An 11,307-nucleotide genomic window follows, 5' to 3' on the forward strand; every position below is an offset into this window, starting at 1 on the left:
GACCTTCTTCAGGGTACCGTCATCAGCCTGGCTATATGATTTTACAAGAATATGGGGACTGGAAAAAGTTGTCAGGTTTATGCGTGCGGGAGTATCCATTCAAAAGACCTCTTTGAACAGACGGGCGCGAGAAGGAACGTGGAATAAAGAAAGAGACGCTGATAAATGTCAAATATGTTGACAGTCTGGGGCGATTAAGGTATCTTTTTATTCGTCATTCGGTCTGGTTTGGCCTGTCCGTTTGATGTGTTTTATCACCTGTCGCAGTGATAGTGTTTTAGAGCCCGGTCATGTTTCCGCATGTTCCGGGCTTTGTTTTGTGCAAAATTTACGAAATTTTCAAATTAAGGCTCATGTTGCGTTCAAGCAGGCTCATACTACGTTCAAGCAGCGAGTGAAGCAAGGTTTTTCCGCGTTTTGCTTCTCCCTTTTCCCGCCTCCTTTCTCCCGTCTCCTTTCTTCACCCCTTCCCGGTGACCTTCTTCTTCTCAGCCAGCAGAGTGCCGAACTTGCCATAGTTGACCTTAACGCCGTCGTCGATCTCTTTCTGGAATTTCTTCCAGGCTGATACGGAGTCAGCAGCATTCCATTCATTCTGCAGGTATTCCAGGCGGGCATGGAAGTTTCCGAAGAGGGGGGTCACGCAGGCATTTCGTACCCGTGCCAGGGTGGATTCTTTATAGCGATGCAGGTAGACGGTGCATAGCAGCTGAAGTGAGCCAGTAGATGGGAGGCAGGAGAAGGGAGACGGGAGACAGGAGACAGGAAAAGGCTCCGTAGAGACGACCAATTTGGGCATCTCCAGAACAACGGGCATTTCTATTGTGTCATTCCACGGTTATCATTACGTTTATCGTCACCGTGTAGACAAGGCATGCCTTGTCTCTACAACACCATTGCTGAAATCACTGTTGTGCCGATTTTTCACCAATGATGTGTAATACCATTCCTATTAAGTTATGCCTCATTTGGGGGCCCAATCGCGGTTGTACCTGCTCTTAATAATTCCGGGAATTACTACCAGTTTAGCCCACCAATGGTTGTGTAATTCCACTGTTATCGTTACGTTTCCCGTCACAGTGTAGACAAGGCATGCCTTGTCTCTACAACACCATTGCTGGAATCACTGTTGTGCCGATTTTTCACCAGGGATGTGTAATGTCACCGTTATCACCCCGTGGTAATGATATGGCATGTATTGTTTCACGGGTTATCGGTGATGGTTGCCATTTCGCTGATTGCCGCCACCGTAGAGACAAGGCATGCCTTGTCTACACAACAACATTGTGGGAAACCACTGCCGTGCCGATTTTCCATCAATGGTAATGAATCAATACAAAATGGAAATGGTATAATTTCACCGTTATGACAACATGGCGTGTATTGTTTTGCGGGTTATCGGTGATGGTCGCCATTTCGCTGATTGCCGCCACCGTGTAGACAAGGCATGCCTTGTCTCTACAACGACATTGCGGAAAACCACCGCCGTATCGATTTTTCACCAATGGTGATGGTTGCGTTCTGTGGTTAGTAAAAAATGTGATTGGTATAATTGTGAAAGATGAGGGAAGGGGAAGATGCCGATTCGTATCGCTGTAATTGATGATGAACAGAATATGCGCCACATGCTGATGTCGCTGCTGACGCGCCGGGGGTATGAAGTTTCGGCGCTGGCGGACGGGGCTGCGGCGGTGGAGTTCTGTGCGGGACATGCGGTGGATGTCGTGCTGTGTGATCTGTGCATGCCGGGGATGAGTGGGATTGAGGTGCTGAAGCGACTCCACGAGGGCAATGAAACGCTGCCGATTATCATGATGTCGGCCTTTGCCACAGTGGATACGGCGGTGGAGGCGATGCGTCTCGGGGCGTGGAATTTTATCACCAAGCCGTTCAAATCAGAGGAGATGTTGCGCACCCTTGAAAAAGCGGTGGAGGTGGGTGAGCTGAAGCGGGAAAACGTGGAGCTGCGCAATCGGGTGGCTGAGCTTTCCGGAGAGAAGGGAGACGCCTTTTCTGCCATAATTGGAGAAAGCGGGGTACTGCAATCTCTGAAGGAGCAGGCGCGGAAGGTGGCGGAGTATAAAACCACGGTGTTGATTACCGGCGAGTCGGGGACCGGCAAAGAGCTTTTCGCCCGGGGGCTGCACCGGGAGAGTGGTGCCCGGGCTGGCGGTGAGCTGTTGTCGGTCAACTGCGGGTCTATTCCTGCGGAGTTACTGGAATCTGAGTTTTTCGGCCACCTGAAGGGGGCCTTTACCGGTGCGAATGAAAGCCGGGACGGAATCTTCGTGGCGGCGCAGGGGGGGACGATCTTTCTTGATGAGATTGGTGAGCTGCCCCTGGCCCTGCAGGTGAAGCTGCTGCGGGTGTTGCAGGAGCGTGAGGTGCGACCGGTGGGGAGTAATGTGGTGCAGGCGGTGGACGTGCGTGTGGTAGCGGCCACAGCCCGCAATCTTAATGAGATGGTGGCGGCGGGGGAATTTCGTCAGGATCTGCTCTACCGTTTGAATGTTATTGAGCTGCATCTGCCGCCACTGCGGGAACGGCGGAAGGATATTCCGCTGCTGCTGCAGCATTTCATCCGGCGTTTCAACCGGCGTTTTGAACGGCAGGATCACCCTGTGAAACGGGTGGCCCGAGAGGCACTGGGCGGGCTGTTGCGCTACAGCTGGCCGGGGAATGTTCGGGAGCTGGAGAATGCGGTGGAGCATGCTTTTGTCTATTGTGACGGGGATGAGCTGCGTGAGGAGGATTTCCCCGCCCTGACTCGGCAGGTGCCTTCTGCTGAAGGGAGTGCGGGTGGTGGTTTTGCCGAGATCTATTCGTTGAAGGAGGGAAAGAAGCTGCTGGAGCGGCAGTTTATTCTCAAGGTTCTTGAGGTGACGGGTGGAAATAAGACGCAGGCTGCGGATATTCTTGAATTGAGTTACCCGTCCCTGCTGGCGAAGATTCGGGAGATTGAGAAGCAGGGGGATGGGAGAAGGGAGACGGGAGACGGGAGAAGGGAGACGGGAAAAAGCAAAAGATTTCCGTAGAGACGATCAATTTGGGCATCTCCAGCACAATGGACGATTCTACCATGAGATCATTTTACAGCCTGTTTATCCATTTTTGCGTTCTCTGGTCAGTAAAAAATGTAAATAGTATAACAGTGATACAACGGCGGGGTTGCATGATCATTTCAGGAAACCGGCACGACGCGATAATTCCGACGCTGGTGTTGTAGACAAGGCATGCCTTGTCTCTACGGTGGTGTGGCAATCGTAATGGGAAGGGCAATCGTTAGCGAGAATATGAAACAATGATAATCTGCTCAAACCCCACAATCGATAAACCGGTTAATGATGCAACGGCGGGGTTGCATCACCATTTCAGGAAATTGGCACGGCGCGATGGTTCCGACGCTGGTGTGTAGACAAGGCATGCCTTGTCTCTACGGTGGTGTGGCAATCGTAAGGGGAAAGGTAACCGTTAGCGAGAATATGAAACAATGCTAATCTGCTCAAACCCCACAATCGATAAACCGGATAATGATACAACGGCGGGGTTGCATGATCATTTCAGGAAACCGGCACGGCGCGATGGTTCCGGCGCTGGTGTTGTAGACAAGGCATGCCTTGTCTCTACGGTGGTGTGGCAATCGTAAGGGGAAAGGCAATCGTTAGCGAGAATATGAAACAATGCTAATCTGCTCAAACCCCACAATCGATAAACCGGGCAGTGATACAACGGCGGGGTTGCATCACCATTTCAGGAAATTGGCACGGCGCGATGGTTCCAACGCTGGTGTGTAGACAAGGCATACCTTGTCTCATAAAAAGGGGTTGCCTTGTTGAGGCAACCCCTTCTCTCTGACAATGCGTTTATACGCACTGTTTTTTCTCGTTCAGTTTCTTATCCCAGTTACATCAGAGAACGCGACTGCGTGGGCATCTTTTTTGGTGATTACGAATGGATAAACAGGCGAAAAAAAACATTTTATATAGATAATCTTTCGCGTGTTTCGCTGGATATCCAGCCTTTGTCTTACCGTCTTTTGCTTTTTCCCGTCCCTGTCTTTGAATCCACTAATACAAAATGTAAATGGTATTACTCATCCATCTGCTCCCAGGATATTTTTCCGCTGGAGCTGGCAAGGGGGAGAGTTATTTCTTCACTCAGCAAGTCGGAAGCACTGCTTAGGCCAAGGAGTGTGCCAGTCGTGCTGCCATCTTCTGATTGTGATGTATCGCTGGTAACGTAAACGAGTTTAGGGAGAAAACCGCTTACATGAAAGACGTCAATGGCGCGATAAAGTCCATCAGTATTTTCATCTGTTTCGTCAACTCCCACAGAGCCTTCCCAATATGCGGTTCCTGTTTTGTAGTAGCGGACGTAGACATTACTTGTTCCTCCGCTATCACAGATACCGGATTCTGGAGAGTAGGTGTTAAAGATAATGTAGCCACTTACAAGCAGCGAATCGGTGATGTTTCGTTCTCCACTGTCTGCATCAAAGTCCACCCTCCAGCCGTCGTAAGTCGAGCTTTCCATAGCGGCTTCAAGCTCAAAGAAGTTTGTTATTGGTTCTTCCAGATTTTCCAGCCCCGTTACCGGTGAATCTTCTGCGGAGTCGCCAACGTAAACTTTTACGTTAGTTACGTCTAAGATCTTGTCGGGGTCGACAGTGCCGCTGTAGTACGGGTTGACGGTATCATTGCTCGGCTCCTTCAGACCGTAGAATGACTGGGTCGCCACGCTTGTTGTGTCCTCTTGTTCGTACTTTTGTTTGTCCTGTATGTCATAAAAACGGCCGGTGCCGAAAAAGAGCCAGTAGTTGTCCTAGTCGTCCATTCCCATGACTGGGGCGGTGCTGATGGGGGCGCCTGCATCGTAGAAAACACTTTTTTCCCATGTGTTCGGATCTGAGGGAGTCGTCGTTATCAGATCTGCGAGATCCTCTATTACAACCCTGTACATTTTCCCACTCCATGTTCCAGAGTAGTTTTCATCCTCGGGAAAACTGCCGGAGATTGTTCCAAAGTAGGTGGCGTCGGCAGTAAAGGCACCCGTTACCACTCCCTGCTGCAGATCCACAGTATAGGGGTTGCTGATGAAGGAGTTCAGGATGGAGACGTCATCCTCATCCGTGATGGGGAAGTATACTTCAGGAGATTGTGTTGTAGTTTCCTCTGTTGTCCCCTCATCTGTCGTTGTGGTCGTCGTAGTCGAGGCACCAATTCCTTCCCAGAGATCCCCCGTCTCGCTGAGGCCCTGTCCCATATCCAAATCGGTCTTAAACTGCCGAACAATGAATTTCCCCACCTGGTCACTTTCCCCTTTGAGATTTGTTGGACCATTTCCCAGTGCGAGAAACCATGATTCAGGATCATCACTGTCAGCATCACTTTTCACTGGAATGACAGAGGGATAAACATTGGCAAAACTGAAGCGGTCATCGTCATCGAGGGTAAATTCGCTGAGCAGAACTGGTTCCAGTTCCGGATTGGTGATATCAAAGACAAAATAGGCCGAGCGCATGGTGCGGTTATCTTCATCTTCGCTGGTTCCGGCATTGACATCGACAGTGATCGGACCGCCGCCCCATTTCATTCCGCCAATAAGCAGGGTGCCCCAGCCTCCGACATGGACGTCGTCCTCTTCCCACAGTTTGGCCGCAAAGACCTTCGGTTTCAGGTCGTTATAGTAGATGTGCTCATAGTCTTCCCTGGTAAGCCACTGGAGATGGGGCAGGAGGTTGTAGGGGGCGTAGGCCCACATTTCTGCGCCGAGGTCAAGACCAGTATCATTATAACTGACCGTATCACCCGAGATGACCCTGTTCAGCCAGAATTTATTGGTTATCGGAGTGGTTTCGTCGGTCGGGGTGTATGAAGATTGAAAAAAGCCGCCGTTGAAGGCATGGAAAAGGCCGTCGTTGCCGCCGGTGTACACCATGGTGCGTCGATCGGCGTAGGCCAGTTTGAACTTCCGGTATGTTGTACTGTTAAAGCGGGTATCGAAATTGTCACTTGGCGTCTGCACAGCGGTGGGGGTGGAGTCAATAATGTCCCCGAGCCGGTATGTTGTGCCATTGAGGGTTCGACTGCGCATTCCTGTGATCTCTTCACCACGGATATAGTTGATCAGGTTATTAAGGTCGGTAAGATCAACACTCCCGTCTCCGTTGAGATCGAGATTTGTGATACCGCTTCCGAGGAAGTAGCCGTAGAAGGCATCTTTTCCAAGGACGTCGGTAGTGAAATATTTTCTTTCCCCGGCATCAATCACTCCGTCGTTGTCGCTGTCGATCCATGTGGTGATGAAGCGTTCCTTAGTGGTGCCGCTGTAACTCCGCTGAGTGGTGGGGGCGAGGGTGCTGTTGTTGAGCCAGTCGGAGGCGGACCAGAGATATGCGACCTCGTCAATGGCGGCCGTTGAAAAGGTGGTTTCATCATCACTCAGAACTCCATCGCCATCTTCGTCGAGGGAGAGTTTGGCCCGGACAGTACCATCGTCAGCGGTGTATATTTCGTAGATGCGGTCTTCCGTGGGATCAAGCTGATTATCATGAACTGTGTCTTCTCTAAGATTCCCTGCGGAGTCTATAAAGAGGGCCTGTACGTCTCCTGTCCATGTTATGGATGTTGCATCTTCTTCACTCTCTTTTTCCGGGAAATAGGATGCCTGAAATGTTGCACCAGAGCCGTCCTGCGAGCCCTGAATGACAGAAACGGAAGTTCCTGTGGTAGCGTTGGTTGTAATATCTCCGAGGATTTCCCCCAGTGCTTTGACGATGGCCTCTCCCGAGGAGGCGTCATAAGCACTGTCCGTACCACCATTCTGGGAGGAGGCATTCATCAATTTCATAGCGACGTCATCATCGTCTTCAGTGCCGAAGGTAAAGATGTTATAGATGTCCAGGGTTTGATCCTCATCTATTTCCTTATCATCAGCAGCACCGTCCGGGCGGAGATCCGTATAATGAGCGTACCAGCTGACATCATCGTAGTAGGTGCCATCTATAATATCTGTACTTTCATCCGTTGTTATTGCCGATGAGGGAAGAATATCATCCGCCATGGGAGCTCCGTCAGTCAGGGTAATAACGTAGGCAGGTACACAGTCGATTGTTTCTTCTTGAGCGCTGTTATAATAAGGATCTGAGCTGTTACTGACTGTGTAAGCTCCATCCTGCTGATATGCGGAATGGTCTGTTAAACTCTGTTGGAAATAGCCGATAATCGTCCACAGGGATTCGGCAAGTGGCGTTCCACCATATGCGATGGCATGGTTTATGTTGTAGATAATGTCATCAGTTAAACTCCCAATGGGATCGGTAACTGTTCCGCCTACGGCTTCGCCGGTTGTATCAAAAGTAGTGAGTCCAAAACGAACATCATTGGCGAAGGATTGAATAATTCCGCTTACCTCTCCATCCTCTTCCTCGACTACGACTTGGACTTTACTATAGCTATTCTCATTGGCATTGGGATTTTTTGGATAGGTAATTTCCAGAGCCGAGTCACCGTCTTTAGTGGTTACAGCACTCCCGCCGGTGAGGACTTTTCTGGCGATATCCATCCGTCGCATATATATACAGTTCAGTACTCGGCCGGATGTTCCCCCACTGTCCCGCTTAAAAAGCTTCTCCCGACCGTAGGCATTACCAGGGTTCTCCATCTCGTCTGTGTAGTTGCTGTCTGGATCAAAATAACCATATTCGGCAAACTTCTCATCCGCCGTACACTTCGCCTTACACGTTTCGGTGTAATCATCCACATCTTTCCTGTCATACTCTAAGTTATTAGTGGCATTCTGGTTATACGCCAGGTAACGCATACTTCCGGAAGTGTCGAGGAGAAGCATGACGACAGGTTTGGCTCCCGAGCTGATATAAACCGGATTTTTAGTGTAGTCGCCCATTGAAGGGGTATCTGGATCAAAGGCCGTGCTCTCGGCAAGTGCCGTCCCCTGAAACAGGAAGGGTGAAATCCCGAGGAGGGAAAGAGAGAGCAAACGGTTGTATTTTTTCATTATTTTCTCCTGTTGTACTCTGTTATCAATCTACATGAAGCCAGTAAACCTCAATATCGGTGACACTTCCTCTGGTGCCGTAGTTCCGTGTTTGAATCTGTATTGTGGACTGGCTTGAGCCTGGGGTAGCATCGGCACCGGGGACAGCATTGAGATCGACGCCGATTGATGTGTGGAGCGAAGATGTCATTTGCACGATGGACGCAGGGATGGTTGCGAGCTTTTTCTCGATGACTGCACTCTTCGGCATTACTAGGGATGGCGACGGTATTGAATCTCCCAGGGCAGGCATGTCATCAAAGTCAATATCGTCGGTATTCATATCAATATTTTCACCTGTTATGACGATGTTGTCGGTATAGGCTTTTTTTGAGCTTATATCGACGGTTCCGCTTACTTCAACAATTTCAGTGGCCACTTCGGACGTTCCGTCGGCCTGGTAGAAACTCTGTTGAGACCATTTTTCATTTCCAGCGATCTGCACCCCAATTCTGCTGCCTCTTATAGCGGTGATGCCGATAAGGGTGAGGGTGACGAGAATCATCATGGTGATAACAAGGACAAAGCCCTGCTCATTATCACGGAAGGTGCTGTTACTCATCGGATCTCCTTACAGGTTGGATTTGATATATTCAAAGACAACGGGTTCTGTAACATTGGCCGTCTGCTTGACAAACATCTGGATGGTTTTGGTATTGGGGATGGGATAACCGGTGGATATGGTCCAGAAGATAGAGTAATCGCCATTGGCGATACAATGGTCGACCTCATCGCCAGTATCGGAGAAAACGTCGGTGCCGGTACATGTCCAGTTTTTTGTTTTCTCTCCCCAGCCCGAGCTCCCGCTGGTAAGGGGATCTCGGACTGTTGTCGTTTCAAGAAGAGAATCATCGTAAGAAAGGCCGAGAATCTTCTCAATCTGATTAGAGGCATCGTTGGTGGCAACCGTGGTAATATCCGCAGTCGTATTTCCCCTGATACCCGAGGTTTGCAGCAGCATGAGAGAGAGGATACCGAAGGCCAGGACTCCAAGCGCGACAACAATTTCTATGAGGGTGAATCCCTGTTCGTTCTGCAGCTTTTTCATAATTACAGTCCCATGTTTCTGCAGTTAATGGTGGTAATCAGCATCCGGCGACGGTAGTGATCATTGGCGGCAGTGAATTTCGTGCCGTTGGGCCATGTCGTTGGTACGGTGCCAGAAAAGTTTATTCCAGAGAGATTGGACCCCGGGGTGTAGGTGTTTTCATTCGTAAAGCTCGCGTCGGGGGTGGCGGCGATGCCGAGTACAGAGATAGTAACCGCACGAATGTTTTTGAGTTCGGCTGTGGCAGTCGTCGTGGAGGTACCATCGGCAAGGGTGTAGAGAAATTCTACCGCTTCAATATTTTCTCCGAGGGTCTGGTCACCGCTTCCAATGTTTCTTGTCAGTTTCCTGTCAGCAATTTTGGCAGCATTGTGAAATTCATAGGTGGTCTCTTCTGAACCAACCAGAGTTCCATCGCCGTCAAGGTCTTTCCCAAAAGTAAGTGTTGTCGCGGTGGCTGCCGTAAACCCTGGTTTTGAACCCGTTCCGTCTTCCGGTTGAAAGCCTGCCATGCGAATGTCCCGTGACATTAGGAAAACAGCTGCACTCAAGGTCTGCTGAATATCGAAGATCTGTTCCTGTTTACCGTATGCCCGGCTCTGGACGGTGTAGACAGCGTAGACGGCGGCAACAATGATTCCTGCCATTGCCAGGGTGATCATCAATTCAATGAGGGTGAAGCCCCGGTTGCTGATTTTTTTCATCTGAAAGTCCTGTCTGGTAACTTTGTTTTATTGGCTGGTTAAAGATACTCTTTACGGTCAATACTGATTGCGCCCCCGAGGCTTACTGTGATTGTGTACCAGGGATCTCCTGTGTCTTGTTCCAGTGATTTCAGGTCAAATGTTGCATCGACAGTGGCGGTTGTATAGCCGCGATTGGTGAAGGTAAGGTTTGTCGTGTTGCTGCTGTTACAGAGTGCCGTGCCGTCGGGGAAGGTGTATGTGTCCCCGCTGCTGGCGCTGGAGGAGCTGCTGCTCATGAGGGGGATATATTCGCCATCCTCATCGGTGATTTTATAGCTGGAATCTGTTACCGGAGGAAAGGTGGCGCAGTTACTGGTAGTGAATTTTACCGTCACCTCTGTATTGCGCTTCACCGCCTCAATGCGGGCGAGTTCCAGATTGTTCCTGAGGTCTCGAGAGGCTGCTTTCAATCTTGCTTTAGGGCCGAATTGCAGCATTTCCGGTCCGGCGAAAAAGGCCATAACAACGATGATGGCCACTACCACCATCATCTCAACGAGAGTTATTCCTGCCTGGGGGTGCAGCTGTTTCTCTTTTAATTGCATGGGGCTCCTGTGTGGAAAAAATAAATATGAATATATCATACAGGATGCAAAAATTGGGCCAAATTTCGCAGATGGAATGGCAGGATGTTTTTTAGGGGATATGCGGTGTTTTTAATTATCACATTACATCAATGATATAGATGTTGGGTGGGGGTGTTCCCGGGGGGAAATATTTATTGGCGCACAGAGAGGATACAATTTTTTGTGGTCACAAGGAAAATACAACCCGGGGGAAAGAGTGGTTTGTACTGACAAAAATTGGCGGATTATACGTTTAGTTGTTGATTTTTTTTACTGTTGGATCAGGCAGGAGACAGGAAAAGGGAGACGGGAGAAGGGAGACGGGAGAAAGGAAAAAGCAAAAGACGGTAAAACAGTTTTTCACCGCGAAGAACGCGAAGGAGGGCGAAGGAGGGCGAAGGAAAGCGAAAGCATTTGAGAATAAAGATTAAAAAAGGGGAGACGGGAGACGGGGAAAGACAAAAGACGGAACAGCGAAAAACTTTTTGCCAACGAATAACTCACCATTCGCGTAAATTGAAAAACTATCCGGAATTACTCTCCAGGCCGGAATAGATTTCTGGTCCCAGACCAAGGAGTTCCAACATCCTTACTTGTAACGGTGAAAGTGGTGTGACATGGTGAAAGATTTGCCCGGCTAACTCGATGATCGTCAGAGTGATATGGGAATAGGCCTTCAGGATTCTTTCCGCTGTTGGAGAATCCGTTTCCTTCTTGGGATTTTCTGCGTGGAGGCCTGTGAGTTTTTCGCTATTTTGCTGTAAACCTCGACGAACGACAAACTCAATCAGCGTTAAGGCTCGCAAGGCTATACTCAGAAGATTTGTCAGACCTTCAACCTGGTCATTTCTTTTGACAAAGACAGGATCTAAGGAGAGCGGAGCTCCCTTGA

At 49.6% G+C, this 11,307-nt stretch carries 10 protein-coding genes and 1 pseudogene; 2 read left to right on the forward strand and 9 right to left on the reverse strand.

Translation table 11 applies throughout. The annotated features are described in order from the left end of the window. Nucleotides 1-460 precede the first annotated feature (460 nt). Nucleotides 461-799, reverse strand: coding sequence for a hypothetical protein (locus JWG39_RS15315; protein ID WP_205220317.1), 339 nt, complete (start codon nucleotides 797-799; stop codon nucleotides 461-463). Nucleotides 800-1,316: 517 nt separating this feature from the next. Continuing rightward, nucleotides 1,317-1,502, reverse strand: a complete 186-nt coding sequence (locus JWG39_RS15320; RefSeq protein ID WP_205220318.1) for a hypothetical protein — start codon at nucleotides 1,500-1,502, stop codon at nucleotides 1,317-1,319. A 75-nt stretch (nucleotides 1,503-1,577) separates the two neighbouring features. Between JWG39_RS15320 and JWG39_RS15325 the strand changes: the two genes are divergently transcribed. Beyond that, on the forward strand, nucleotides 1,578-3,035 hold the full coding sequence (locus tag JWG39_RS15325; RefSeq protein ID WP_205220319.1) for a sigma-54-dependent transcriptional regulator: 1,458 nt from the start codon (nucleotides 1,578-1,580) through the stop codon (nucleotides 3,033-3,035). A 455-nt stretch (nucleotides 3,036-3,490) separates the two neighbouring features. Next, complete coding sequence (locus JWG39_RS15330) at nucleotides 3,491-3,646, forward strand: hypothetical protein (RefSeq protein ID WP_205220320.1); 156 nt, start codon at nucleotides 3,491-3,493, stop codon at nucleotides 3,644-3,646. A 443-nt stretch (nucleotides 3,647-4,089) separates the two neighbouring features. On the opposite strand, the gene JWG39_RS15335 is transcribed toward JWG39_RS15330, so the two are convergent. The 7 genes and pseudogenes from JWG39_RS15335 to JWG39_RS15365 form a co-directional block, all read right to left on the reverse strand. Further along, nucleotides 4,090-4,737 carry a pilus assembly protein gene (locus tag JWG39_RS15335; protein ID WP_205220321.1) on the reverse strand — a complete coding sequence of 216 codons (648 nt, stop codon included), beginning with the start codon at nucleotides 4,735-4,737 and terminating at the stop codon, nucleotides 4,090-4,092. 84 nt (nucleotides 4,738-4,821) lie between these two features. Continuing rightward, nucleotides 4,822-8,016: a pilus assembly protein gene (locus JWG39_RS15340; RefSeq protein WP_205220322.1), complete on the reverse strand. Its 3,195-nt coding sequence runs from the start codon at nucleotides 8,014-8,016 to the stop codon at nucleotides 4,822-4,824. Between the two features lie 25 nt (nucleotides 8,017-8,041). Then, complete coding sequence (locus tag JWG39_RS15345; RefSeq protein ID WP_205220323.1) at nucleotides 8,042-8,617, reverse strand: pilus assembly PilX family protein; 576 nt, start codon at nucleotides 8,615-8,617, stop codon at nucleotides 8,042-8,044. 9 nt (nucleotides 8,618-8,626) lie between these two features. Continuing rightward, nucleotides 8,627-9,103 carry a type IV pilus modification PilV family protein gene (locus tag JWG39_RS15350; RefSeq protein ID WP_205220324.1) on the reverse strand — a complete coding sequence of 159 codons (477 nt, stop codon included), beginning with the start codon at nucleotides 9,101-9,103 and terminating at the stop codon, nucleotides 8,627-8,629. A gap of 2 nt (nucleotides 9,104-9,105) precedes the next feature. Next, nucleotides 9,106-9,807, reverse strand: a complete 702-nt coding sequence (locus JWG39_RS15355) for a prepilin-type N-terminal cleavage/methylation domain-containing protein (protein ID WP_205220325.1) — start codon at nucleotides 9,805-9,807, stop codon at nucleotides 9,106-9,108. A gap of 38 nt (nucleotides 9,808-9,845) precedes the next feature. After that, nucleotides 9,846-10,394: a GspH/FimT family pseudopilin gene (locus JWG39_RS15360; RefSeq protein WP_205220326.1), complete on the reverse strand. Its 549-nt coding sequence runs from the start codon at nucleotides 10,392-10,394 to the stop codon at nucleotides 9,846-9,848. A gap of 545 nt (nucleotides 10,395-10,939) precedes the next feature. Then, a pseudogene (locus JWG39_RS15365) lies at nucleotides 10,940-11,307 on the reverse strand (IS1634 family transposase); the annotation flags it as partial.

Origin of the sequence: Desulforhopalus vacuolatus, assembly GCF_016918505.1 — a bacterium.
Lineage (GTDB): Bacteria > Desulfobacterota > Desulfobulbia > Desulfobulbales > Desulfocapsaceae > Desulforhopalus > Desulforhopalus vacuolatus.

Excerpts from the sequence above, each read along its gene's own strand:
- JWG39_RS15315 (WP_205220317.1), bottom strand. The coding sequence starts at position 799 with ATGCCCAAATTGGTCGTCTCTACGGAGCCTTTTCCTGTCTCCTGTCTC.
- JWG39_RS15325 (WP_205220319.1), top strand. The coding sequence starts at position 1,578 with ATGCCGATTCGTATCGCTGTAATTGATGATGAACAGAATATGCGCCAC.
- JWG39_RS15330 (WP_205220320.1), top strand. The coding sequence starts at position 3,491 with ATGCTAATCTGCTCAAACCCCACAATCGATAAACCGGATAATGATACA.
- JWG39_RS15340 (WP_205220322.1), bottom strand. The coding sequence starts at position 8,016 with ATGAAAAAATACAACCGTTTGCTCTCTCTTTCCCTCCTCGGGATTTCA.
- JWG39_RS15345 (WP_205220323.1), bottom strand. The coding sequence starts at position 8,617 with ATGAGTAACAGCACCTTCCGTGATAATGAGCAGGGCTTTGTCCTTGTT.
- JWG39_RS15350 (WP_205220324.1), bottom strand. The coding sequence starts at position 9,103 with ATGAAAAAGCTGCAGAACGAACAGGGATTCACCCTCATAGAAATTGTT.
- JWG39_RS15355 (WP_205220325.1), bottom strand. The coding sequence starts at position 9,807 with ATGAAAAAAATCAGCAACCGGGGCTTCACCCTCATTGAATTGATGATC.
- JWG39_RS15360 (WP_205220326.1), bottom strand. The coding sequence starts at position 10,394 with ATGCAATTAAAAGAGAAACAGCTGCACCCCCAGGCAGGAATAACTCTC.